General features: G+C 67.9%; 24 protein-coding genes and 1 pseudogene. 16 read left to right on the top strand and 9 right to left on the bottom strand.

What is annotated here, in order from left to right; translation table 11 throughout:
- Positions 1 to 358: 358 nt before the first annotated feature.
- Positions 359 to 1039, bottom strand: coding sequence for a response regulator transcription factor (locus GMA12_RS19495; RefSeq protein ID WP_162459412.1), 681 nt, complete (start codon positions 1037 to 1039; stop codon positions 359 to 361).
- 220 nt (positions 1040 to 1259) lie between these two features.
- Here GMA12_RS19495 and GMA12_RS19200 point away from each other — a divergent pair, with 220 nt between their 5' ends.
- Genes GMA12_RS19200 through GMA12_RS03055 form a run of 3 tightly spaced genes read left to right on the top strand, consistent with a single transcriptional unit; the run spans position 1260 to position 3015 of the window.
- Positions 1260 to 1388, top strand: coding sequence for a hypothetical protein (locus GMA12_RS19200; RefSeq protein ID WP_276607342.1), 129 nt, complete (start codon positions 1260 to 1262; stop codon positions 1386 to 1388).
- Positions 1389 to 1406: 18 nt separating this feature from the next.
- Positions 1407 to 2645 carry a sensor histidine kinase gene (locus GMA12_RS03060; RefSeq protein WP_156267074.1) on the top strand — a complete coding sequence of 413 codons (1239 nt, stop codon included), beginning with the start codon at positions 1407 to 1409 and terminating at the stop codon, positions 2643 to 2645.
- Between the two features lie 28 nt (positions 2646 to 2673).
- Complete coding sequence (locus GMA12_RS03055; RefSeq protein WP_162459411.1) at positions 2674 to 3015, top strand: MGMT family protein; 342 nt, start codon at positions 2674 to 2676, stop codon at positions 3013 to 3015.
- Between the two features lie 20 nt (positions 3016 to 3035).
- Here the strand turns inward: GMA12_RS03055 and GMA12_RS03050 are convergent, their stop codons facing one another.
- Positions 3036 to 4016, bottom strand: a complete 981-nt coding sequence (locus GMA12_RS03050) for a phosphoribosylaminoimidazolesuccinocarboxamide synthase (RefSeq protein ID WP_156267072.1) — start codon at positions 4014 to 4016, stop codon at positions 3036 to 3038.
- On the bottom strand, positions 4013 to 5335 hold the full coding sequence (gene purD, locus GMA12_RS03045; RefSeq protein ID WP_162459410.1) for a phosphoribosylamine--glycine ligase: 1323 nt from the start codon (positions 5333 to 5335) through the stop codon (positions 4013 to 4015). The genes GMA12_RS03050 and purD overlap by 4 nt, the downstream gene beginning before the upstream one ends.
- Positions 5336 to 5541: 206 nt before the next feature.
- Between purD and GMA12_RS03040 the strand changes: the two genes are divergently transcribed.
- Genes GMA12_RS03040 through purM form a run of 5 tightly spaced genes read left to right on the top strand, consistent with a single transcriptional unit; the run spans position 5542 to position 10357 of the window.
- On the top strand, positions 5542 to 6573 hold the full coding sequence (locus GMA12_RS03040) for an asparaginase (RefSeq protein ID WP_156267070.1): 1032 nt from the start codon (positions 5542 to 5544) through the stop codon (positions 6571 to 6573).
- A 4-nt stretch (positions 6574 to 6577) separates the two neighbouring features.
- Positions 6578 to 6943, top strand: a complete 366-nt coding sequence (locus tag GMA12_RS03035) for a sterol carrier family protein (protein WP_162459409.1) — start codon at positions 6578 to 6580, stop codon at positions 6941 to 6943.
- A 10-nt stretch (positions 6944 to 6953) separates the two neighbouring features.
- Positions 6954 to 7409, top strand: coding sequence for a hypothetical protein (locus tag GMA12_RS03030; RefSeq protein WP_156267068.1), 456 nt, complete (start codon positions 6954 to 6956; stop codon positions 7407 to 7409).
- Positions 7410 to 7424: 15 nt separating this feature from the next.
- Complete coding sequence (purF, locus tag GMA12_RS03025) at positions 7425 to 9194, top strand: amidophosphoribosyltransferase (RefSeq protein WP_370830051.1); 1770 nt, start codon at positions 7425 to 7427, stop codon at positions 9192 to 9194.
- 2 nt (positions 9195 to 9196) lie between these two features.
- Complete coding sequence (gene purM / locus GMA12_RS03020; protein WP_156267066.1) at positions 9197 to 10357, top strand: phosphoribosylformylglycinamidine cyclo-ligase; 1161 nt, start codon at positions 9197 to 9199, stop codon at positions 10355 to 10357.
- 181 nt (positions 10358 to 10538) lie between these two features.
- Here purM and GMA12_RS03015 read toward each other — a convergent pair whose 3' ends face one another.
- Together GMA12_RS03015 and clpB are read right to left on the bottom strand one after the other, a co-directional pair.
- A complete protein-coding gene (locus GMA12_RS03015; protein WP_062735120.1) occupies positions 10539 to 10763 on the bottom strand; it encodes a DUF3073 domain-containing protein in 225 nt (74 codons plus the stop codon).
- A gap of 258 nt (positions 10764 to 11021) precedes the next feature.
- On the bottom strand, positions 11022 to 13637 hold the full coding sequence (gene clpB / locus GMA12_RS03010) for an ATP-dependent chaperone ClpB (RefSeq protein WP_162459408.1): 2616 nt from the start codon (positions 13635 to 13637) through the stop codon (positions 11022 to 11024).
- 244 nt (positions 13638 to 13881) lie between these two features.
- On the opposite strand from clpB, the gene GMA12_RS03005 reads away from it, so the two are divergent.
- On the top strand, positions 13882 to 14232 hold the full coding sequence (locus tag GMA12_RS03005; RefSeq protein ID WP_156267064.1) for a hypothetical protein: 351 nt from the start codon (positions 13882 to 13884) through the stop codon (positions 14230 to 14232).
- Here the strand turns inward: GMA12_RS03005 and GMA12_RS03000 are convergent.
- A protein-coding gene (locus GMA12_RS03000) for an IS5 family transposase (RefSeq protein WP_162459407.1) occupies positions 14226 to 15055 on the bottom strand; the annotation gives its coding sequence in 2 pieces (ribosomal slippage) (positions 14226 to 14704 and positions 14704 to 15055; 831 coding nt in all). The two genes, GMA12_RS03005 and GMA12_RS03000, sit on opposite strands and share 7 nt — an antisense overlap.
- Before the next feature lie 280 nt (positions 15056 to 15335).
- Between GMA12_RS03000 and GMA12_RS02995 the strand changes: the two genes are divergently transcribed.
- Entirely contained in the window at positions 15336 to 16646 is a 1311-nt protein-coding gene (locus tag GMA12_RS02995; RefSeq protein WP_206064631.1) for a hypothetical protein, read from the top strand.
- Between the two features lie 109 nt (positions 16647 to 16755).
- Here GMA12_RS02995 and GMA12_RS02990 read toward each other — a convergent pair whose 3' ends face one another.
- On the bottom strand, positions 16756 to 17997 hold the full coding sequence (locus tag GMA12_RS02990; protein WP_206064630.1) for an IS30 family transposase: 1242 nt from the start codon (positions 17995 to 17997) through the stop codon (positions 16756 to 16758).
- Positions 17998 to 18174: 177 nt separating this feature from the next.
- Here GMA12_RS02990 and GMA12_RS02985 point away from each other — a divergent pair.
- The 6 genes and pseudogenes from GMA12_RS02985 to GMA12_RS02960 all read left to right on the top strand — a co-directional run.
- Positions 18175 to 18541 (top strand): annotated as a pseudogene (locus GMA12_RS02985) (IS110 family transposase); the annotation flags it as partial.
- Positions 18542 to 18830: 289 nt separating this feature from the next.
- Positions 18831 to 19646: a hypothetical protein gene (locus tag GMA12_RS02980; RefSeq protein WP_156267058.1), complete on the top strand. Its 816-nt coding sequence runs from the start codon at positions 18831 to 18833 to the stop codon at positions 19644 to 19646.
- A gap of 396 nt (positions 19647 to 20042) precedes the next feature.
- The gene (locus tag GMA12_RS02975; protein ID WP_156267056.1) at positions 20043 to 20561 is read left to right on the top strand and encodes a hypothetical protein; all 519 of its coding nucleotides are present in this window, start codon (positions 20043 to 20045) and stop codon (positions 20559 to 20561) included.
- A 12-nt stretch (positions 20562 to 20573) separates the two neighbouring features.
- Positions 20574 to 20891, top strand: coding sequence for a hypothetical protein (locus tag GMA12_RS02970; RefSeq protein WP_156267054.1), 318 nt, complete (start codon positions 20574 to 20576; stop codon positions 20889 to 20891).
- Positions 20892 to 20918: 27 nt separating this feature from the next.
- Positions 20919 to 21104, top strand: coding sequence for a hypothetical protein (locus GMA12_RS02965; RefSeq protein WP_156267052.1), 186 nt, complete (start codon positions 20919 to 20921; stop codon positions 21102 to 21104).
- 7 nt (positions 21105 to 21111) lie between these two features.
- Positions 21112 to 21351 (top strand): hypothetical protein, encoded by a 240-nt coding sequence (locus GMA12_RS02960; RefSeq protein ID WP_156267049.1) that lies wholly within the window; start codon positions 21112 to 21114, stop codon positions 21349 to 21351.
- 66 nt (positions 21352 to 21417) lie between these two features.
- On the opposite strand, the gene GMA12_RS19490 is transcribed toward GMA12_RS02960, so the two are convergent.
- Together GMA12_RS19490 and GMA12_RS02950 are read right to left on the bottom strand one after the other, a co-directional pair.
- Positions 21418 to 21732 carry an endonuclease domain-containing protein gene (locus GMA12_RS19490; protein ID WP_162459406.1) on the bottom strand — a complete coding sequence of 105 codons (315 nt, stop codon included), beginning with the start codon at positions 21730 to 21732 and terminating at the stop codon, positions 21418 to 21420.
- A gap of 741 nt (positions 21733 to 22473) precedes the next feature.
- Positions 22474 to 23928 carry a pentapeptide repeat-containing protein gene (locus tag GMA12_RS02950; RefSeq protein WP_162459405.1) on the bottom strand — a complete coding sequence of 485 codons (1455 nt, stop codon included), beginning with the start codon at positions 23926 to 23928 and terminating at the stop codon, positions 22474 to 22476.
- Positions 23929 to 24138: the final 210 nt, after the last annotated feature.

Here is a 24138-nt window from a genome sequence, read left to right as displayed (position 1 = left end):
GGAACCGGTGGGGCCGTTGCGCTCGTCAGCGATGTTGCACGGTAGGGGGCCTTGGCCGTGGGGGTGCAAGGTGATCCAAGCCTTGCGCGGCCGCATCCCGGTCCAGGGGGGACTATCCCGGGGCGGCCCCCTACCGTGAGCAGGTCGGTGGACCATCCGGTCCGGTGCAGGGCCTCATGGGGGGACGGGCCGTGCACCGTGGGGACGTCTCTCGCTCGTCCACCGACTTCTTTTCTCTGCTCGCACTGACGATTCTGCCGGACTTGCACATGCAGATGAATGCACTTTTGTCTACATTGCGGCTGGACTTCCGACTCGACTTCCGGCGGGGTCCGGGCCCCGAGGAGCCAGCAGGAACTCAGAGGTCGCGCAGCTGGGGATCCACGAGACCGCTCTGGTACGCCTTGATGAGCGCCTGCACGCGGTCGCGCACGCCGAACTTCTCGCACACCCGGCCGAGGTAGGCCTTCACGCTGCCCTCGGAGACGTGCATCTGCTCGGCGATCTCCCGGTTGCTGAGCCCCTGGGCCAGCAGGGTCACGGTCTCCATCTCCCGGTCCGTCAGCAGCGAGCGCAGGGCGTCGTCCGCCGAGCGCGCCTGCTGCTGGTCCGGCACGGAGATGACGTTGTCCGCCAGGGCCCGGGCGATGGCCGGCGAGAGCGCGATCTCGTTGTCGAGGACCTGGTTCACCGCCGTGATGATCTCGTCCGGCCGGGCGTCCTTGACCAGATAGCCGGCGGCACCGGCGCGCAGGGCCGGCACGACGAACTCCAGGGTGGAGAACGTGGTGAGGGCCAGCACCTTGGACCGGGGGCTGCGGGAGGTGATCTCCCGGGTGGCCTCGATGCCGTCCATCACGGGCATCTTCATGTCCATGAGCACCACGTCAGGATCGGACACCAGGCAGCGGTCGACGGCCTCACGCCCGTTGGACGCCGTCCCGATGACGTCGAACCCCGGTTCGGCGGAGAAAAAGGACTTGAGGGCCTCCAGCATCAGCGGCTGGTCGTCCACGACGAGAACTCTGGTATCAGTCACCCGCACAGTCTATTTTTTCGTGTCCCCCAAAGTGCAATGCGTCATCTTCGACTTAAGTCACAAACACTCTGGACAAAGGTAGATGGATCCCCACCGTTAGCTTTGGCAAAGTTGGAGTCACCAGGGCAGCACACCCCCCTCGCAGCCGGGACATCTCTCCCCCCATCCCGGCCGCACCCCCCCCGATCCGGTGCTGCTCTCGTGATCCAAGGAGCCCCCCGTGAAGAAGAAGATCACCAGCGCCCTCGCCGCTACTCTCGTCGCCACCACTCTGGTCGTCGCCCCCGTCGCCCCCGCCAATGCCGCGCCGCGTTACATCGTGTGCGGCTGGTGGCCCGCCATCTGCTGATGCGGTATCACTGTCCTTGTGACTGATGTAACCGCATCCATCGAACGAGCACCGCGCACAGCCCGGAAGAGCGACTTCTTCCACGCCGAGCCCATCGCTTGGTGGCTGTCCGCGGTGCTCGTCGTTTATGCGTTCGTATCCCTGGCCGATGACCTGACCCATCTCGTGGGCAGTTTCGACGGTTCCCTGTCTCGGGAGTTCATGCTCGTTCTGGACGGGGTGCTGTCCTACGTCGTCGTCGGCATGGTGGCCTGGCGAGCCACCTGGGCCAGTGTGGCGTCCGTGAGTTGCATGATCACATCCGTCATGATCGACAACTTCGGCGCCGTGATCATCCCGATCCTCGTCGTGACAGCTGCCGTGATCGCCACCGCGACGTCCAGATTCATTGCGGCCCATCTGCTCGTCTATTTCGTGTGGATCTTCATGGCCACCTTTCTCCGGGAGGGTGGATTCAGCGGCGCCGTATTCTGGAACCTTTTGATCCCCGTTCTCGTGGCCGCTCTCATCGGCGCCGGCATCCGCCACTTCCGCCTACAGCGTCAACGCAGCGAGCAACAGGTCCGCGATCTCGAGATCCTCAACGAGCGGCTCCGCGAGGACGAGCGGCAGGCGCTGGCCCGGGACCTGCACGACGTAGTCGCTCACGAGCTCACGCTCATCACGATGCAGACCATGAGCCGGCGCCGCTCCGAGGACGTCGGTGAGCTGCACCAGGTCCTGGAGACCGTGGAGGGCGCGGCCCGCTCGGCCCTGCACGAGCTGCGGGTGCTGCTGCGGCTGCTGCGGGACGAGAACGACGGCGACCACCCGCGGGACGTGACGGGCGCCGGCCTGGCCATCGGCAGCCTGGACCAGGTGGTGACCTCGCTCGCGGCGAGCCTGCGGGACCTGCGCTTCGACCCCCAGGTGGCGCTCACCGGGGACCTCGAGGCCACGCCCACGACCGTGCGCGGCACGGCGGCCCGCATCCTGCAGGAGGCCGTCACCAACATCATCAAGTACGCCCCGCGGGGGTCCCGCTGCCTGATCTCCGTGGCGGCGGACGACCACGAGCTGAAGCTGCGGGTCACGAACCCGCTCCCCCGCTCGTCCCCGCACGCGGCGGGCCGGTCCTCGGAGCTGTCCTCGGGACTCGGCCTGCGCGGGATCACCGAGCGCGTCTCGCTGCTGGGCGGCCACGCCGAGAGCGGACCCGAGGGCGGGCAGTGGGTGCTCGACGTCTGCCTGCCCGTGGACGGCCGGGAGGCCCTGTGACGGACGATGTCCTCGTGACGGGGACCCCGTGACGGAGTCCTCTGCGGGCCCGCACGGGCTGGCGCAGCGGGTGGCCGGCGTCGTCGCGGCCATCCCTCCGGGACGGGTGCTGTCCTACCGGGACGTGGCGGAGCTGGCCGAGTGCCGCTCCCCGCGGGTGATCGGCACGCTCATGGCCCGCAACCCCACCGGAGCGCAGCTGCCGTGGTGGCGGGTGGTGACCGTGCAGGGCACCCTGGCCGACCACCTCCAGGCCGAGGCCCGGGAGCGGTACCGCGAGGAGGGCACACCCCTGGTCGAGGACGAGCGGCACCTGGTGCGCGTGGACATGGCCCGCGCGCTGTGGACCCCGGAGGCCCCGAGCGCCTGAGCCCCGGGACCCGAGCCGGCTCAGTACTCCGGCGGACCGGCCACCTCGAAGAAGCCGCCCTCCGGGTCGAAGGACCGGCCGGTGAGCCGCTCGAACGCCTCGACGTAGCGCGCCCGGGTCTTCTCCACGACCTCGTCCGGCAGCTGCGGCACCGGGCCCGTCCCCGTCCACCCGGACTCGTCCGAGCGCAGCCAGTCCCGCACGTACTGCTTGTCGAAGGACGGCTGGGCCGTCCCCGGCGCGTAGGTCTCCGCGTCCCAGAAGCGGGAGGAGTCGGGGGTGAGCACCTCGTCGCCCAGGGTGATCGCGCCGCGGTAGGAGTCCAGGCCGAACTCGACCTTGGTGTCCGCCACGATGATCCCGCGCTCGCGGGCGATCTCCTCGGCGGCGCCGTAGATCGTCAGCGTCAGCTCGCGCAGCCGGTCGGCCACGGCATGGCCCACCACGTCGGCCATCTCCTGGAACGTGATGGGCAGGTCGTGCTCGCCCACCTCCGCCTTGCCGGTCGGGGTGAAGATCGGCTCGGCCAGCCGGGAGCCGTCCACGAGGCCCTCGGGCAGCCGGATCCCGCTGACCTCCCCGGTCTCCCGGTAGTCCTTGAGCCCCGAGCCCGTCAGGTAGCCGCGGGCGATGCACTCGACCGGGAACATCGACAGGTTCTTGCAGACCACGGCGCGCCCCCGCACGGGCTCGGGCACGTCGGTGGTGAGCACGTGGTTGGGCACCCCGGCCAGCTGCTCGAACCACCACAGGGACAGCTGCGTGAGGATCGTGCCCTTGTCCGGGATCAGCGTGGGGACGACCTCGTCGAACGCGCTGATCCGGTCCGTGGCGACCAGCAGGACGGAGCCCGCCCGGTACTCGGCGTTGTCGTGGATGGCCACCCCCGTGGCCCGCAGCTGCGACTCCTCGGGAACGTAGAGCTCCCGGACCTTGCCGGAGTAGATGTGGGTCCAGCCGGGGATCTGCGGTGGGGTGGTGACGGTGCTCTGCTCGCTCATGCCTGCTCCTGCCGGGGACGGGGGTCGGGGACGCCGGGGACGGTGATCAGGCCCCGGGCGGCCTTCAGGGCGATGTCGGTGCGGTGCTGGGAGCCCTCCAGCTCGACCAGCTCCACTCCGCGGTAGGCGCGCTCGCGGGCGGCCCCGAGGTCCGCGCCGAGGGCGACGACGGCGAGCACGCGCCCGCCGGCGGAGACGATCCGCCCGGCGTGCGGGTCCTCACCGGCCACCGCGGTGCCGGCGTGGACCACGTGGACGCCCTCGAGCGCCTCGGCCTGCTCCAGCCCGCCGATCGGATCGCCCGTGCGGGGGGTGTCCGGGTAGTCCTGCGCGGCGACGACGACGGCGACGGCCGACTCCGGGCGCCAGCGCAGCCGCTCGGCCTCGTCGAGCCGGCCGGTCGCGGCGTCGAGCAGCAGCCGGCCGAGCGGGGTGGCGAGCCGGGCCAGCACGGCCTGGGTCTCCGGATCGCCGAAACGGGCGTTGAACTCGATCACGCGCAGTCCGCGGCTGGTCATGGCCAGCCCGCAGTACAGCACCCCCACGAAGGGCGTGCCCCGGCGGCGCATCTCGTCGACCGTGGGACGGGCCACCCGCTCCACGACCTCGTCCACGAAGCCCTCCGGCAGCCACGGCAGCGGCGTGTAGGCGCCCATGCCGCCGGTGTTGGGGCCCTCGTCGTCGTCGCGGATCCGCTTGAAGTCCTGGGCCGGGCTCAGCGGGATGACCCGGGAGCCGTCGGTGAGCACGAACAGGGACACCTCGGGCCCGTCGAGGAACTCCTCGACCACCACGGACCCGCCCGCCGCGAAGCAGGCCGCGGCGTGCTCGAGGGCTGCCGCGCGGTCGGAGGTGACGACCACGCCCTTGCCGGCGGCGAGCCCGTCGTCCTTGACGACGTAGGGGGCGCCGAAGGTGTCGAGGGCGTCGGCGGCCTCCTCCTCGGAGGTGGCCACCCGGGCCATCGCGGTGGGCACGCCGGCCGCGGCCATGACCTCCTTGGCGAAGGCCTTCGAGCCCTCGAGCCGTGCCGCGGCCTGCGAGGGGCCGAACACGGGGAAGCCCGCCGCGCGCAGGGCGTCGGCCACACCGGCGACCAGGGGCGCCTCGGGGCCGATCACGACGAGGTCGGCGGCGAGCTCGCGGGCGAGGGCCGCGGCCGCCGCGGGGTCGTTGGCGTCCACGGCGTGGACCGGGACGAGCTGCGCGATGCCGGCGTTGCCCGGCGCGCAGTGCACCTGCGCGACCTCGGGATCTGCCAGCAGTGCACGGATGATTGCGTGTTCGCGGCCTCCGGGGCCCAGTACCAGAACCTTCACGCCCTCAGGCTAGTGGTCGGCGGCGGCTTCCGACACATCGTCGCCGCCGGCGCAAGCCGACGCTCCGGGACAGGTCAGCACCCTGATTTCCCTCGTGGAGTCCCCGTGCGCCGACGACCTCCGCCGAGATCGCCCGGTGGCCCGGCCCGCCCGGACCCATCCCGGAGCGGCCCGGGCGGGCCCGTCCCGGCTGACATACTGGGCGGATGCAGACCTTCACCTCGGACCGTGCCGTGGACCTCGCGGTGATCGAGCGCAGCGGCTTCGTCGAGTCCCGCCACCGCGGCTCCGCCGTGGTCCTGGACCCGGACGGGAACGTGGCCGTGGAACTCGGCGACATCGGCACCCCGATCTTCCCCCGCTCCACGCTCAAGCCGTTCCAGACGATCGCCTCGATGAAGGCCGGGGTCCCGCTGCGCGGCGCCCAGGTGGCCATCGCCTCCGCCTCCCACATCGGCTCCTTCGAGCAGCTGGGCGCCGTCAGCTCCATCCTCGAGGCCTCCGGGCTGACCGAGGAGGCGCTGCAGTGCCCGCCGGACTGGCCCGAGGACGAGGAGGTCCGTGCCGAGCTCTTGCGGGCCGGGCGGGGCAAGACCCGGATCTGCATGAACTGCTCCGGCAAGCACGCCGCGTTCCTGTGGGCGTGCACCGAGAACGACTGGCCCACGGACAGCTACCTGGACCCGGAGCACCCGCTGCAGCGGACCGTGCTCGAGACCGTCGAGGAGTTCTCCGGCGAGCGCGTGGCCCACGTCGGCGTGGACGGCTGCGGGGCGCCCCTGGCGGCGATCTCCCTCACCGGCCTCGCCCGCGCCTACTCGACCCTCGGCCGCGCCGCGGGCAACCTCGACGCCGACGCCCGGGCCGCCACGGTGGCCCAGTGCATGCTCGACTACCCCGAGTTCGTGCACGGGCCCGGTAGGTACAACACCGTGGTCATGGAGGAGCTCGACGTCGTGGCGAAGCTCGGGGCCGAGGGCGTCCTCGCGATCGGCACCCGGGCCGGCTGGTCGGTGGCGCTCAAGGTGCTCGACGGCAGCTCCCGCGCCAACGCGCTCATCGGGCTGAGCCTGCTGGCCCACGCCGGGGCCGTGCCCGTCCCGGCCGCCGCCGCGGTGATCGGCCGGGTGGTGCGCCCGATCATGGGCGCCGCCCGCCCGGTGGGCCGGATCCGTGCGGCGGACCCGCTCCTGGAGCTCCTGGGCCCGGACCTGGCCCGGGCGCTCGGGCAGGAGTAGCGCCGTGGCCCGCCGGCGCATCGACCCCGCGGACGGGGTCCTCGCCCTGGACGCCTGGCGCGGGGACCCGGCCGCCGCCGCCCGGCCCACCGTGGCCACGGCCGTGCGCTACAGCCTCGAGGAGCTGGCCGAGCGCCGTCCCGGCAACAGCGTGGAGGTGCGCGTCCCGCCCTTCGGCGTGACCCAGTGCGTGGCCGGGCCCCGGCACACCCGCGGCACCCCGCCCAACGTCGTCGAGACCGATGCCGGCACCTGGCTGGGCCTGGTCACGGGCGCCCTGACCTGGTCCGAGGCCGTGGCCGCGGGAACGGTTGTGGCCTCGGGCACACGGACCGATCTGGCGGACGCCCTCCCCCTCTTTCCCCGGTAGCCTTGAGGGCATGACCTCCGCAGCATCCCCCTCGTCGCGCCCGCCCGCGCGGAAGTGGCCGCGCCGGCGCCGCCGGCCGGCGGCCGTGCCGCTCGCCGCGGCCGGCAGCCAGCAGATGACGCTGCGCCGCGCGCCCAACATCTGGGCGTTCGTGGTGCTCGGCGGTGTCGTCGGCATCGTCGTGGGCGTGCTGGTCGGCCTGGCCGGCGGGGAGAGCGCCCAGTTCACCCAGGGTGCCGTGGTCATGTTCATGGTCTCCGTCTTCGCCGTGCTCGGCCTCGCCGCCGGGGCGGTGGTCGCCCTCGTGCTGGACCGCCTCTCGGTGGCCCGCGCGCGGGCCGTGACGACCGAGGTCGTGGGCGAGGACGACCCCGCGGACCCGCAGCCCGAGCACCGCCAGGCTGCGGCCCCGGAAGCTGCGGATCCGGAGGCCGAGGACCCGCGGCCCACCGACCCCCGAGCGTGAGAGAAGCTGATCGACGTGGTTCACCCTGACGGACAACTCAGCCACGACCTGCTCCCCGGAGAGAAGGGCCCCCAGGACGCGTGCGGCGTGTTCGGCGTGTGGGCCCCCGGGGAGGAGGTCGCCAAGCTGGCCTACTACGGCCTCTACGCGCTGCAGCACCGCGGCCAGGAGTCGGCCGGCATCGCCGCCAGCGACGGGGAGCGCATCGCCGTCTACAAGGACATGGGCCTGGTCTCCCAGGTCTTCGACGAGACGACGCTCAACACCCTGACCGGGCACCTGGCCGTGGGCCACTGCCGGTACTCCACCACGGGCGGCTCCCACTGGGCCAACGCGCAGCCCACCCTGGGCGCCACCCCCCACGGGACCGTGGCGCTGGCGCACAACGGCAACCTCACCAACTCGGCCGAGCTCTACGACAAGCTCATCGACAAGTCCGGCTTCCCCTCGCGCGGTGAGATGGCGCAGGGCAACACCACGGACACCGCCCTGGTGACCGCGCTGCTGGCCGAGCACCCGCACGGCTCCCTCGAGGACGCCGCGATGCAGCTGCTCCCCCAGCTCGTGGGCTCCTTCTGCCTGGCGTTCATGGACGAGCACACCCTCTACGCGGCCCGCGACCCGCAGGGCATCCGCCCGCTGGTCCTCGGCCGGCTGGACCGCGGCTGGGTGGTGGCCTCGGAGACCGCCGCCCTGGACATCGTGGGCGCGTCCCTCGTCCGGGAGATCGAGCCCGGCGAGTTCGTGGCCATCGACGAGCACGGCCTGCGCTCGCAGCGCTTCGCCGAGACCCGCCGCGCGGCGTGCGTCTTCGAGTACGTGTACCTGGCCCGCCCGGACACCACCATCAACGGCCGCTCCGTGTACGAGTCCCGCGTGGAGATGGGCCGCCGGCTGGCCCGGGAGCACCGGGTCGAGGCCGACCTGGTCATGCCGACCCCCGAGTCCGGGACCCCCGCCGCCATCGGCTACGCCGAGGAGTCCGGGATCCCCTTCGGCAACGGCCTGGTCAAGAACGCCTACGTGGGCCGGACCTTCATCCAGCCCTCGGACACCATCCGGCAGCTGGGGATCCGGCTCAAGCTCAACCCGCTGAAGTCGGTGGTGGCCGGCAAGCGCCTGATCGTCATCGACGACTCGATCGTGCGTGGCAACACTCAGCGCGCGCTCATCCGGATGCTGCGCGAGGCCGGGGCCGCGGAGATCCACGTGCGGATCTCCTCCCCGCCCATCAAGTGGCCGTGCTTCTACGGCATCGACTTCGCCTCCCGGGCGGAGCTGATCGCCAACGGCCTGGGGGTCGACGAGATCCGGGCGTCCCTGGGCGCGGACTCCCTCGGCTACATCTCCGAGGACGGCATGGTCTCGGCCACCCGGCAGGAGCGTTCGGAGCTGTGCACGGCCTGCTTCTCCGGGACGTACCCCACCCGCCTGCCGGACGCGGACAAGCTGGGCAAGAACGTCTTCGAGGCCCGCACCCCGGTGGACTCCTCGCCCCGGCGGGAGCCGGGCGGGCCGTCCGTGGCCCAGCGGCCCGAGCACGCCTCCGCCGTCTCCATCGACACCCGGCCCTCCTCCGACGACGGCCTGTCCCGCCGGGCGGCCGGGCGCACCCGCATCTCCGACCAGGACCCGGGCGTGCACGAGGGCTCCACGGGCTGCGACCCGGGGCCGGACTCCGACCTCGAGGACCTGCTGCTGCCCGAGGACCGGGTCCCGGCCGGGCCCGGGACCCCCTCTGCCGCCCAGCCCGCCACCCAGCCCGAGACCGCGAAGGACGCCTGACCATGGCCCAGCACCCCTCCTCCACGCACCGCACCGTCACCTACGCCAGCGCGGGCGTGGACGTCGAGGCCGGCGACCGCGCCGTCGAGCTCATGAAGAGCGCGGTCAAGGCCACGCACACCCCGAACGTGATCGGCGGGGTCGGAGGGTTCGCAGGCCTGTTCGACGTCTCCGAGCTCACGGGCTACCGCAAGCCCTACCTCGCGACCTCCACCGACGGCGTCGGCACGAAGGTCGCGATCGCCCAGACCCTCGACGTGCACGACACCATCGGCTTCGACCTCGTGGGCATGGTCGTCGACGACATCGTGGTGGTGGGGGCCAAGCCCCTGTTCATGACCGACTACATCGCCACGGGCCGGGTGGTGCCCGAGCGGATCGCCGACATCGTGCGCGGCATCGCCGCCGCCTGCGAGCAGGCAGGCACCGCGCTGGTGGGCGGGGAGACCGCCGAGCACCCGGGGCTGCTGCGCCCGGACGAGTACGACGTGGCGGGGGCGGCCACCGGCGTGGTCGAGGCCGACGAGCTGCTGGGCCCGGACCGGGTCCGCGCCGGGGACGTGGTCATCGGCATGGCCTCCTCCGGGCTGCACTCCAACGGCTACTCCCTGGTGCGCAAGGTCATCAACGTGGCCGGCTGGTCCCTGGACCGGCAGGTCACCGAGCTCGGCCGGACCCTGGGAGAGGAGCTGCTCGAGCCCACCCGCGTGTACGCCGCCGACGTCCTGGACCTCGCGGCCGCCTTCCCCGTCAACGGCCCGGACCGCACCACCGGCCACGGCGTGCGCGGCTTCAGCCACGTCACCGGCGGCGGCCTCGCCGCCAACCTCGCCCGGGTGCTGCCCGCCGGTCTGGAGGCGACCGTGGACCGCTCCACCTGGGAGCTGCCCGCGGTCTTCCAGCTGATCGGCCAGCTCGGCAACGTCCCGCTGCCCGACCTCGAGCGGACCCTCAACCTCGGCGTGGGGATGGTCGCGATCGTCGACCCGGCCGTGGCCGAGGACGCCGTCGCCCACCTCGCCGCCCGCGGCCTGAGCGCGTGGGTCATGGGCACCGTGGCCGAGATCGACCCCGCCACCGAGCACAGCGGCCCCGACTGGGTGCAGGGCGCCAAGGGCGTGGACGGCGGCGCGGTGCGCATGGTCAGCGCCTACGCCGGCTGAGCGGGCCCCGCAGCGCATGACAGGACCGCCCGGGCGGATGCTCGGGCGGTCCTGTCATGCGAAGAGAAGTTCCGGGAGCGTCCCGGGCTGTTCCGGGGCGGTCCGGGAACGCAAAGAAGGTGCTCGTCCTGGACGGGCACCTGTTGCGTGATGCGGTGGAGACGAGCGGAGCCCCCGGCCTTTACCGGCGGTAGTCCTCGTCGTAGTCGTCGGCGTACTTGTCGACGTAGGCCGAGTAGTCGTCCTCGTCCTCTTCGACGGTCTCCTCGACCGGCTCCCGCAGCGGCGGCATCTGCTCGCTGCCGCGCAGCTCCCGCTGGAGTGCCGTGAGGTCGGTCTGCGGGCTGAAGTACTTCATCTCCCGCGCCTGCCGTGTCGCCTTCGCCTTTTGACGGCCGCGCCCCATGGCGTGACCCCCTCTGTCTCTTGGTCCGGACGGCGGCACTCAGGCACAGAGTACGGCCCCGGAAATGTCGTATGAATGGTTCGTGAGACCAGGGTACATGGTTTGCCGGTCCGGTGCGCCCGCTCCGCCGCGCGCACGGTGGACTGTCGGGAACCTCACGGGGGACGGCCGGACCCCGGTCCGCGACCGCGCGGGGCGGGCCGGGACCGGGTCTCCCCCGGTCCCGGCCCGCGGCCCGGAACGGCCACCCCTCGGGGCTCAGCCCGCGGCGTGCGCCTCCTCGCGCACCGCGCTGACGGTCAGCCCGTCCGCCACGACGTCCGCGTTGACGTCCACCCGCACGGTGTCGCCGTCCACGACCGTCCCGGACAGGATCGCCTTGGCGAGCTTGTCCCCGATCTCCCGCTGCACCAGCCGGCGCAGCGGCCGGGCGCCGTAGGCGGGGTCGTAGCCGGTGATGCCCAGCCACTCGGTCGCCGCCGGGGTGACCTCCAGGCTCAGGCGCCGCTGACCCAGCCGGTCGGCCAGCTGGGCGACCTGGATGTCCACGATCTTCGACAGGTCGGCCGTGGACAGCGGGTCGAACAGGATGACGTCGTCGAGCCGGTTGAGGAACTCGGGCTTGAACGAGGCGTTGACCACGTTCATCACCGCCTCCCGCTTGGCGTCCTGGTCGATCGTCTGGTCCACCAGGAACTGGCTGCCCAGGTTCGAGGTGAGGATCAGGATGACGTTGCGGAAGTCCACGGTCCGGCCCTGGCCGTCGGTGAGCCGCCCGTCGTCGAGCACCTGCAGCAGGATGTCGAAGACGTCCGGGTGGGCCTTCTCGATCTCGTCGAGCAGGACCACCGAGTACGGCCGGCGCCGCACCGACTCGGTCAGCTGACCCCCCTCCTCGTAGCCGACGTAGCCCGGAGGGGCGCCGACCAGCCGGGAGACGGTGTGCTTCTCGCCGTACTCGGACATGTCGATCCGCACCAGGGCGCGCTCGTCGTCGAACTGGAACTCCGCCAAAGACTTCGCCAGCTCGGTCTTGCCCACACCGGTGGGGCCCAGGAACAGGAAGGAGCCGATCGGCCGGTTCGGGTCGGAGATGCCCGCGCGCGAGCGGCGCACGGCGTCCGCGACCGCCTGCACGGCGCGGTGCTGGCCGATGAGCCGCTTGCCGAGCAGCTCCTCCATGTGCAGGAGCTTCTCGGTCTCGCCCTGCAGCATGCGCCCGGCGGGGATGCCGGTCCAGGCCGAGATCACCTCGGCCACGTCGTCGGCCGTGACCTCCTCGGAGACCATGGTGTCGTGCGGGGCGGAGGTGTCCTCCTGCTCCTGGGCGACGTCGAGCTCCTTCTGCAGCGCGGGGATCTCCCCGTAGAGCAGCCGGGACGCCTCGGCGAGGTCGCCCTGGCGCTGGGCCATCTCCGCCTGCGAGCGCAGGTTGTCGATCCGCTCCTTGAGGTCGCCGACACGGTTCAGGCCGGCCTTCTCGGCCTCCCAGCGGGCGTTGAGGGCGTCCAGCTCGGCCCGCTTGTCGGCCAGCTCCTGGCGCAGCGCGGCCAGCCGCTCGACCGACGCCGGGTCGGTCTCCCGCTCCAGGGCGAGCTCCTCCATGGTCAGCCGGTCGACGGCGCGGCGCAGCTGGTCGATCTCCTCCGGGGCGGAGTCGATCTCCATGCGCAGCCGGGACGCGGCCTCGTCGACGAGGTCGATGGCCTTGTCCGGGAGCTGGCGGCCGGGGATGTACCGGTTGGACAGCGTCGCGGCCGCGACCAGGGCGGAGTCCGCGATCTGGACCTTGTGGTGGGCCTCGTAGCGCTCCTTGAGCCCGCGCAGGATGGCCACGGTGTCCTCCACGGAGGGCTCCCCGACGTAGACCTGCTGGAAGCGGCGCTCCAGGGCGGCGTCCTTCTCGATGTTCTCCCGGTACTCGTCCAGGGTGGTCGCCCCGATCAGGCGCAGCTCGCCGCGGGCGAGCATGGGCTTGAGCATGTTGCCCGCGTCCATCGAGCCCTCGGCGGCGCCCGCGCCGACGACGGTGTGCAGCTCGTCGATGAAGGTGACGACCCGCCCCTCGGACTGCTTGATCTCCTCCAGGACGGCCTTGAGGCGCTCCTCGAACTCGCCGCGGTACTTGGCGCCGGCGACCATCGACCCGAGGTCCAGGGAGATCAGCGTCTTGTCCCGCAGGGACTCGGGGACGTCCCCGGCGACCATGCGCTGGGCGAGACCCTCGACTACGGCCGTCTTGCCGACGCCGGGCTCGCCGATGAGCACGGGGTTGTTCTTGGTGCGGCGGGACAGCACCTGGACCACGCGGCGGATCTCGGAGTCGCGCCCGATCACGGGGTCGAGCTTGCCCTCGCGGGCCATCGCGGTCAGGTCGGTGCCGAACTTCTCGAGCGCCTGGAAGGTGCCCTCGGGATCGGGGGTGGTCACCCGGCGGTCTCCTCTCACGGACGGGACGGTGGTCTTGAGCTGGTCGGGGCCGGCGCCGGCGGTGCGCAGGATCTCGCCGACCCTGCCCTCCTGCTGGGCGAGGCCGTACAGGAGGTGCTCCGTGGAGATGTACTCGTCCCCCAGGGACTTGGCGAACTGCTCCGCGGCCTGGATGACCTGCAGCGCGCCGCGGTTGAACTGGGCCTGGGCGGTCGAGGCCCCGGACGCGGAGGGCAGGGCCTTGATGGCGGCGCTGGCCTGCGCGGACACGGCGTCGACGTCGGCGCCGGTGGCCTTCAGGACGGCGACGGCCACGCCCTCGCGCTGGTCCATCAGCGCCTTGAGGATGTGGGCGGGCTCGACCTGCGGATTGCCCGCGGTCGAGGCGTTGGTGGAGGCGGCGGCGAGGGCCTCCTGCGACTTGGTGGTGAACTTGGTCTCCACAGCAGCTCCTTGTGAACGATCGGGCGAACCGACCCGGGCGCCTCTCGCCTCGGAGTGCGGTCGGGCAGTTCAGCTAACCTGAGTCTACGTCACTCAACCCTGGCGGGCCAGCACATATTTCCCCGGGGGTGGACTCGCCGGCTCGGCCCTCGTGTAGGTTCCCGAATAACATGTCTCGTTCCACATTTTTTGTCGTGTAGGTGTCACATTTACTAGTTTCCTGTCGCAGGCGGACCATAAGAGGATGAACCTGGCCGCCTTCGAGGTGCAGTACCGGCGGGAAGTTGGAAATGAGCTCGTCACGACAACGCTGGATCAGGTGGACAGCGCTGAAGTGTTACGCGGTATCGCCGTGCGGACACCCCCTTCGTTCGAGTCCCAACGCCACTATCCCGGCGACTTCTGGTCGGCAACGACCGGCCGTACACACGTCTATGAGAGCCTGCTAGAGCTGGACCGCCTCTGGTTGGCGGACTTCGATCCACAAACCACAGCCCTGCTGACCCAGCCATTCCGGGTCACCGGTCCGGACGGTAGTGAGTCACGTCGGCACGTGCCGGACCTTCTGCTTGCTACTAAGAAGTGGTTTCAATAGTCCTTCCGGGGCAGTCGCCGGGCGCAAATGATGGTGATCGCCAAAGTGGCCACCGCGGTGATCGTGGTGGCGCTGCGGTCGTAACGCACGGCCAGGCGTCGGAAGGCCAGCAGCCAGGAAATGGTGCGTTCCACGACCCAGCGGTGCCGGCCGAGGCGTTCGCTGGAGTCCACGCCGATGCGGGCGATGCGGGCGGTGATCCCGCGCCGGCAAAGGTAGCGGCGCACCCGTTTGTTGTCGTAGGCCTTGTCCGCGTGCAGCTTGACCGGCCGGCGCCGTGGACGGCCGCGGCCTCGACCCTTGACCGGGCTCAAACTGTCCAGGATCGGCTCGACCAGCATGGAGTCGTGGCGGTTGGCTCCGGTGATGGCCACCGCTAGCGGCAGTCCGTCAGCTGTCACCAGCAGGTGGTACTTCGTGCCGAGTTTGCCGCGATCCGTGGGGTTGGGCCCCGTCAGCTCGCCCCCCTTTTCGCCCGGACGCTCACCGAGTCCAGGCAAGCTCTCGACCAGTCCAGCGCCCCATCGTGCCCGAGCTGCTCGAGCACGGCGTGGTGCAGCTTCTCCCACACCCCGGCTTCCTGCCAGGCCCGTAGCCGGCGCCAGCAGGTGATCCCGGAGCCGAAGCCCAGCTCCACGGGCAGCTTCTTCCACGCGATGCCGTTCTCGGCCACGAACAGGATGCCGTTGAGGGCCGCTCGGTCATCCACGCGCGGTCGCCCGGTGCGCCCGTTCTTCGCCGGCGGGGGCGGTGGGACCAAGGGTTCCAGCAACTCCCACAACTGGTCGCTGACCAGCCGCCCGGAGGCCTTCTGACTCGTCATGGCAGCCATGATCACCAGTCAGGCAGGCACCGCTCAATGCCTCACCCATAACTATTGAAACCATTTCTTAGCTCGGCGTCAGCAGGCAGACCATCTACACGGCGCTGAACGGCGAGGGCAGGTACGCGCCAGCCGCCAGATAGTGAGAGCCGACCACAGAGCCCCGCGATCTGACGGCGCAAGACTCTTCGTTGCCCGGGAAAGCAGCTGCGAATGGGAGAATTGAACCATGCCTTTTGAACATGCGAGCTCCGATAGCTCGGCCTCCAAGGTCGTCTCCATGGACACCGACGTCCTCCCCCTTGGTGAGCGCGCGCTGCGCAGCATCCTGGACCATGTGACCCTCGTGGGCGACGAGGCGGAGACCACCTATCTCGAGGTCAAGAGCAGTCTCGACCTCAGCAGCAAGGCGGGCGTGGCCAAGGTCGCGAAGTTCCTCCTGGGTGCCGCCAATCGGCGTCCGCACGAGGCCGCCAGGCACCTCCACGGCTACGCGGTGCTGGTCATCGGCGCGCAGAAGGGCGTTGCACCGGGCGTCCCTCGCGGCGTCGAGGCCCACGAGCTCGAGGACCGGCTTCGCCCCTACCTCGGACCTCAATTCCCGGCGTTCGAGTTCGGGAGGATCGGCGTTGACGCCGAGAACGAGGTGCTGTTCGTCATCGCCCAGCCGCCGCAGGACGGGCAGACGATATTCCCGTGCCACAAGAGCCTCCAGGGCGACGAACGCCGCGACAGCCTTGAGGACGGCGCGATTTACGTGCGCGGCACCAGCAACACGCGGCCAGCTCGCTCCGGTGAAGTCCTCGCCCTCGTGGAGCGGGCCCGCGGCGGTGGAAAGCCGCCCATCGAGCTCGAGGTGGAAGTGCTCGGTTCCATCTGCCGAGTCGACCGCGTGGGGGAAGTCCTAGAGCACCTGCACGAGTTCGAAGAGGAAAATTTCAAGAAGCAGGAACAGCCCGCGACAAACGCCTTCGCTTCGACATCGACCTTCCTGGCGTCGAGCATCCTTGGCGGAACGGGGCCTCAGTCAGCGGAGGACCGGGAGGAAGCCTTGGATGCGTGGCGGATCGGGAAGCCTGAGCACATCGCGAAGGGTCGAGAGCACTTCCTCGGCGTTGGTCTGCCGGGAGCAGGCATCCGTGTGGTCAGCCGCGATAGGTTCATCGGCAAGCCACATCTGATCGTGACCTTCCATGACTGCGAACTGCTCGATCATCTCGAGACCGACGATGCAGACTACGAGAAAGTGATCGAGCCCGTCGTGCGGCGGCATGACCCATTTGGCACGGCAATCGATTACTCGGCCCTCCGGCCCTTCCCCCGGGGACACCCCGTCGCTTGGAGCAACCGCGGCAAAGACGCCGAAGTTGTCCTCACGCCGGAATCGTTTCGGCCGAACGTGCCATGGACGAGCGACCAGGACGACTACGTGATCCTCGCGCGGGATCCGCAGGCCAGGTCGGTGACCGTGACCTGGGTCCTCACCGAGGACGGCAACGACGCAGTGACCAGCGGCGAGCTCCGGGTTCCGACAGCCAGCCTCATCGACGCAACCGACCTGTTCACAGCAGTGTTCCTGGAAGAGGACTGATCTCCCCCTCCCCCCGATGCCTTTCTCGTGACCCGTCCGTCCAGCAGGATGGAGGGGTGCTGAGCGGCCGGTCCTCGGCATGATCATTTGTCCCCAGGGTGCTTTCTCGTCATGGTCGCAACAGCGGGTGGTCCGGGAAGGGTAGCAAGGCGGAAAAAAGCTCTGCCGGCGTCCGACCATCGAGCACCGCTCGGGGCCGATGGTTGAGCTGGTGAGCGACGCCTCGCAGGTGCTCCGGGGCGTGAACCGACAGGTCGGTGCCCTTCGGAAAGAACTGGCGCAGCAGACCATTGGTGTTCTCGTTCGTGCCCCGTTGCCAGGGCTTGCCCTTCTCACAAAAGAACACCGGGCAGTCCGGGTCCGCACTGACCTCTCGGTGCCGGGACATTTCGATGCCCTGGTCCCAGGTGATCGAGCGCCGTAGGTTCGGGGGCAGGGTGCCCAGGGCGGCCACCAGGCCGCGGTGGACAAGTTCGGCATGGCGGGATCCGGGCACCGGGATCAGCACGGTGCAGCGGGTGGCGCGTTCGACCAGCGTGGCGATGTTGGAACGGTGCCCGGGGCCGGCGATGAGATCGCCTTCCCAGTGCCCAGGCTCGAGTCGCTCGAGCACGTGGGCGGGGCGGTCGCTGATCATTTGCAGCGGCAGCCCGAACCGGGCCCGGCGCCGGGACGGGTGGCGATGGGCCTTCCGATAGGTGCGTCCGGTGCGCAGGCAGGACCGTTGTCCCCGGGGCAGGGGCGGGAGCTGGTGGCGGTAGACGGCGCGGTAGATCGTCTCGTGCGCCAGGTGGCGTTTGCGCTGGCCCGGGAAGGTCGCCGGCAGGGCATGGGCGATCTGCGAGGGGCTCCAGTACTCGGCCAGCCGCGCGGCGACCCAGCCTCCCAGCTGGGCGTCGGCCTCGACCTTGAGCCGATGGTGGCGCCGCCGGCGGTGGCGTGCGCGCTGTTCGGCGGTGAAGGGCCGGTAGGCGGTGAGCCCGCCGAGGTTGCGGCGCACCTCGCGCGAGATCGTCGAGGGAGCCCGGCCCAGCAGCGCGGCGATGCCACGCAGGCTGGTGCCAGCCCGGAGCTCATCGGCGATGACCAGCCGCTCTTCCTGGGAGAGGAACCGGGCGGAGATCGGCTGTGGGGTCGCGGTGAGTGCCTCGAAGATGACCACGGTGCCGTCGGGTCGGGCCACCCGGTAACCGTTCTTCCAGTTGTTCGCCGAGCTGCGACTGACCCCCAGTTCACGGGCCGCGGCGGCCACGGCCCAGCCCTGCCCGATCATCTTCAGGAACTGTTCGCGCTTGGCCGACATCGGCCGCCGCCCGACGCGGCGATCATGTCCTCGCAGTGGTGCTGTCATGGCCTAACTTTCGGTCAGGTGTTGCGACCATGACGAGAAAGCACCCAGTCACCCATGATTCGGAAGGTGTAGTCACCGAGGACTGGTCCGGTGGTCACGGATCGCTAATAGAGGCGAGACCCTTTCGGGACCTTCGTAACGTGGACGCCGAGCATGACCACCACCCTGCCGGCCAGCATGCGCAGATGCCTGTGCAGGAGAAGGGACTCGATCGTGTCGGAGCAACCACAACCGGCGGTGTTCGTCGGCCTCGACGTCGGCAAATCCGACCACCACGCCGCAGCGGTGACAACGGTCGGGAAGACGGTGTTCGACAAGGCACGGGCCGGTGCTGATGATCGTGGACTAGCCGGCCATCATCGGGGCGCTGCCGGTGGCCGTCGCCGAGATCCTCGACGGGGCCGCTGTGGCCTATCTGCCCGGTCTGGCGATGCGCCGGATCGCTGACCTGCACCCGGGCACCGCGAAGACCGACGCCCGGGATGCGTTGATTGTCGCCGAGGCGGCCCGGACCATGCCGCACACCCTGCGGAACATCCGGGTGCGCCCACCTGGCGGTCTGTGCGGCATGGGAGGGGTTCGCCGGTGCTGCATGATGGTGGGCGGCGTGTAGAGCCAAGGAAGCGGGTAACGGGTCGGTGGCAAGACAGGGCGGTAGCAAGAAGCGGGCACCATGGGTTAAGAACCATGCGGACCAGGAGCACCAGAGTGGGCCGAGGCAGCACGACCCCGCACCGGCGGCTGCGGCGTCAACGGCCCGGAACCCACCCCCGGTGGTATCCCCTGCGAAGGCACCCCTTTGGAAGCGTGCCGGGACATGGGTTGGGCTGACGGTGCTGACCTTCGCGGGCGGCATGGTGGGCGGTGCACTTGAAGGACGGTTCGGCCCCGATGTCCAGGCGGCAGTCAATCAGCACACCCGCATCGGGGAACCTGTAGTCGCAAACCCATTCGTGCGGCCCCAGTCGGGCGACATGTGGCTGCCCAACGCCACCTTGAAGCCGGACGATGTCGCTGACCTGGCGGCTACGGAACCCAACGGGCAAGCGGTGAAACTGGCGCAGCGGGGCGCGGTCCTGTTCGGGGACCGCAAAATGGAGCTGACCTTGGTGGGGAACAGGCCGGACCAGGTGCGGGTCGTGGACATCAGGCCCGAGTCCACCTGCTCCGACTTTGGTGACGGCACGCTGTTTCAGCTCGTGCCGCATGGTGGTGGCGTCCCAAGCACGGAACGGCTGTTCATCAATGTGGAGGACCCCAACGCTCCGGCCATGGGGTTCGACCCGGACGTGCTGAACAAGCCGGGTGGGGCTGATGGTGTGGATCTGTCGAAGGGGACGCCCTACTTCAACAACAAGTCCATCACCTTGAAGCGCAACGAGCAGCAGTTCCTGCTGGTGGAGCTGCGCAGCGAAACGAAGTGGTGCTCCTTCGACCTCGTCATGACCGTGGAGGAAGCGAACGGGGAGCGGATGGAGCAGCGCGTCCTGGGTGAAGGCAACGAGATGACCATTGCCCCTGATATTTGGTGGATGGTTGAGGACCGCCTAGACACCACCGAGTCCTACATGGGCGGGGAACTGTGCGACCGCTTACAGGCCGTGCCCCGGGACGAGAACGGCGAGCTTACCGCCAAACCATGCTACTGAACGCAGCAGGGGCAGTAGATCGGATCCGGCGGTGATGTGGCGTCCCTGACCAGTCTTACACCTCGTCGCTAAGCCCCGAGGCACGATGGGCGGCGGACCGCACCAAGACGTCCCGGTCGCACGCCAGTTCCTCCACCAGCCAGTGCGAGGCGGGAGGCGTCCGTTCGCGCACCGCCGTGTGCACACATGGCTAGGCGTCCCACATGACAGAGCGTCGATGGAAGTCGGGGCAGTCCCCATCATCCCCATGTGGGAGGCACCCTCTACCTTTGGGAGTAGGGGTGATGGCAGCGGCATCAGGGCGCTGCCCGCGAGGTCCGAGGGGATGGGGGAGCCTAGATGAGCGGCACGCATGGTCTCAACGAAAAGTAACTGTGGTTGTTGAGGAACGGGGTCATGCTGACCGGTGAGACCTTCCAAAACAAAGAGCGCATCAAAAAGTTCATGGGGGACCACGCCTTCTACTTCGGGAACCGGTACAGCAACGGGGACAAGCACTGGTATGCCCACCCCGACAAGGTCGATGAGCTGGTGGCCCTCATCCCGGACCTCGGGTACATCCCTTCTAGACACGCCCCCGTCTCCAAGACCACCTACCGCTACGACTGCAAGGACAGTCAGACGGGCATCGAGTACGACATCAACAATGATGAGCACTGGCACATCATCCATGCCACCAAGCCTGGAACCAACGTCAAGGACACCGCCAAAAGCAACCAGAATCTGGTGTGTCCCGAGAAGGGGTGCAACATCAGGTTCAAGACCGTGATGGGATCCAAGGAGCGGGCGCTGCACCGCAAAAAGTTTGAGGACGACTGCGAGAAGTGCGGCAAGATCAGCACTCCGCCGGAGGCCGAGTCTTCTGACCCACCTGAGCACCTTAAGTACGTGTACACACCCGGCGCCATTCCGTGAAATAGCCGTGCGGTGTTGACTCCACCTCCGCTCGATCCCGAACCCGAGTTCACCCCGGAACCTGAGCCGGACCCTGTTTCTCCCGAGCCGGTAGCTGTCGAGGATCCTCAGCTTGAGCCCGTCGCCGAGGAGCCTTCCCTCACCTCTGATGAGCCCGTGGTGATTCCTCCTCCTGTGCCGGACCATCCCAGCCTGATCCGAGACGCGCAGCCGCCAGCCAACGACAAGACGAATGGCTGCCACGGACTGACCAAGAAAGCATGGGTGCTAGGAGCACTGACTTTCATCTTCCTGGCGCTGACCCTGGTTCTGTGGATGTTCATCCAGTGACCGTGTGGAGGTGGAGCCATAGGTGAAATGCGAGACGAGTTGGAGCGCCGGGTCCTGCAAATCGGGCTGATGCGGCGGATCGGGCAGGTGGACACCGCCGAGATGATGCAGCTCCTCCGAGAGCTCTTGAAGCACGGTGACATCACTGAGGAACCGGTCGGCCGGGTGCTCGAGGAGCGCCTGCTCACCGAGGCGGAGCATGTCAACCGATGAATAACGCATGGACTTCGCCGGGGCGGCGATGCTTGTCTGCGCGCTAGGCTGGAATGCTCTATTCAAGTGGGGCTACATCTTTGCGAATTTGACCGGACGGGTGCGCTGCGGCCGTCCCGCCGAGACGGCCGACCTACAAGGCGGTGTCGACTTGCTTATCGGCAAGGCTTGTGCCGCCCACAACGCCGTAACGAAGGGGAACTTCGAGGTGCATCGTACCCTAGTCGAGGGGCACCGTAACGATTGATTGGCTGTTACTGCGGTCAGATGAGGACTTCGACCAGTTAGTGTCCGTCCCCAGCTTTGACGCATTTCATAGGTTTTCTGGCGTGGCCTGCGCGTCACCGTACGGGCCCTTTTTTCGGTACTTGAGTAGGTAGATGATGCCGCACATCAAGCGCCACGGGTCGTCCCTGAACATGCCAAGACCCGTGTTGCACTCCCGGCACAGCAACCCACGGTTGCAGTTGCCGCAAGTGGGCGTCTTAGGACAGCACGTATGGTCGTGATCGACACACATTTCCCGAGCGTCACCCGTTTCTTCCCGAGTTCGGAAGCAAGAACCACACCTCCCGCCCTGAGCGGACATCAGCGCATCGTACTGCTCCGGCGACATCTTGTATGTCATAAGTCGCTTTTGAGCCCGGAACGCCGCTTCATTCCTGTCACGGTATTCCCTTTGACATGACCGGCATGTGGGGCTCAGTCCATCGGGCATGCGCTTGCTCTTGTTGAAGTTTTCTGAGGTGTCTGGCTTCCAGATTAGGCACTTGACACACTGTTTACGGTTTTGTTCGTCCCGGATCGCTGCGGACCCGTGTGGCAAATTTTGCGGACTGTAGGCCCTCAGCGGCGCAAGCTCACGGCCTTGCCGTAGCTGCGCCATATGGCCCTCGCAGTACGTCGCCCATTTGACAGGACGCGTGCATGCTGGCCCTGCGCACGTTCGACCCACTCCGGTATGCGGGACGTACGGTGTTAGCTCTGTCAGCGGCTGGCCCTTCGACCACTGCTTGTGGTGGCCAGCGCACCGACCTTTGTTGCGGGCGGGGCGGCCACATCCCTCAAACGAGCAAACGCGCCAATTTTTCCGTGTCACCAGTCGCTCCTAGTTCAGTGGAGTGACGGGTCTCCGGGGATATGCAGTTACCGGGGGGAAGGGATGGGTGCACTTACTACACACCCTGGGATGCCATCTGTCAACGGTGCTGAGATAAGGAGCGGCAGACGTCTGACCGTCTCTTCACTCCAGCTTTCTCTGCGATGGCAACCACCCTTAAAGATGACTTGGCATACTCCGTGCAAGGATGCTGCACATACGCTGTCGATGTGTCACGCTACCGCGGCAACAAGTTGCCGCAATCTTAGGTCAGTCCCGACGCGGGAAATCGCATTTACCGGAAGGAATCGAATCGCTAGCGAACTTGACGCCCCCCATACTCATCTCCCCACCGAGGCATCGGGACTCATCAAAGTTAATTCTTCCCTTGAAAAGTACGTGCTCAAAACGTGTCGAGGCGCCAGTGAACTCGGCTCTTTGAAAGTCTGTCGCCTCTCCTCTAAATTCAACCTCCCCAAAATGCACCACCTTGCTAGCGAAGGCGGCGGCAACGAAACCTGTGTACTCTCCCTCAAAAACAGCACCTCTAAAGTCACTCCAGATTGCCAAGAAGGCAGCCCCGACAAAGTCAGAGCGCCTGCTCTTAAAGAGGGCAAGCTGGAAGTCAGTTTTTTCGCCGCTAAATTCCGCATGTCCGAAATGCACCGTCTCGGACCCAAACACAGTCTCGCGGAAGTTCGCGGCCGTCTCGATAAACTTTACCCCTGAAAAATCCGCATAATCACCAGCGAACTTAGCTTTCTGGAAGACGCTGTCCTCCGCGACAAACTGGGCGTCCGCAAAGCTCACATTTTTACTTATAAACTCGGCACTTACAAAACCGACATATTTTCCGGCAAATCGCGCCTCCGCGAAACTCGTGTACGAACCAACAAAACGGGCCCCACTGAACTCGGCATTGTCGGCCAAGAAGTAGGCCTCGGTGAAGTTTGTGGACTCGGACCTAAAGACAGCTTTCATGAAACTGGTGCCGCCCCCAGAAAACCTCACGTTTTCAAAATCAGTAATCCCACCCAAAAATTCAGCTTCCGTAAAATTCGCACCACTTCCAGAAAAAGTGGCGCCCGAAAAACGCACTGATCCAGCGAAACGAGCCTTGGAAAAATCTACGTAGTCGAATGTGGTATTGCTAAAATCAAAGTCAAGATTCGACCATGTCACCAATGCGCCTTCACGAAGGTGTTGCACAATAATCCGCATGATCGTCTGACGAGTCGCCCGATCATGCGGACGCATGACAATTGTTTGCTCCACCTTCTCTTCTGCACCTGCATCCCCCTGTGTGGTTCGTGTATGCACCAACTCCGACACGGAGGACGAGACCCTAATGCCCTGGGCGCCGTCCGTGACATAGGGCAATCGCATATACGCACATAGAACATCGACGCACTGTTGCCTGCGCTCACGAGTTGATCTGTCAGCCAGACCTGCCAAGGCATAAGCACCTGCAGCTTGTACCGTTGGATTTTCATCGCCAAGTTGGCGCGCTGACTCCGCCAACTGCTCCAAGAAATGGCCCTCCTCGACGCCTCGTTGCCGACGGTACGCAATGAGCACGCCGACGACCCCCACCACGCCCGCCCCGATATACAAAACCATCCGCGAGACGCCATACCTAGTGGTTTCTGCACCCTGGTCGAGCTCCCATACCCACTTATGCCCAAACAGCCAGCCCAGCGCGACCCACAGGGCGGCAGCAAACACGGCCAAACATACAATTGTCACTGCCGAAGCCTTGAGAAGACTCCAAGGGTTCTCTCGATACCGACGGGAGAGCCGCGCGCGGAGGGGATGCCACCAAGCAATGTCCTCATACCACTGACCCAAGTAGGAGGTGAGCGCAGTCCAGGAGAACGCGCGGATCTGACGATCGATGTACCTCCGGAGGGGACGCCACCAAGCAATGTCCTCGTA

This window comes from Kocuria sediminis, from assembly GCF_009735315.1.
GTDB lineage: Bacteria > Actinomycetota > Actinomycetes > Actinomycetales > Micrococcaceae > Kocuria > Kocuria turfanensis.
Note: the sequence above shows the minus strand (reverse complement) of the source record. Positions and strands in the feature narration are given on the sequence as shown.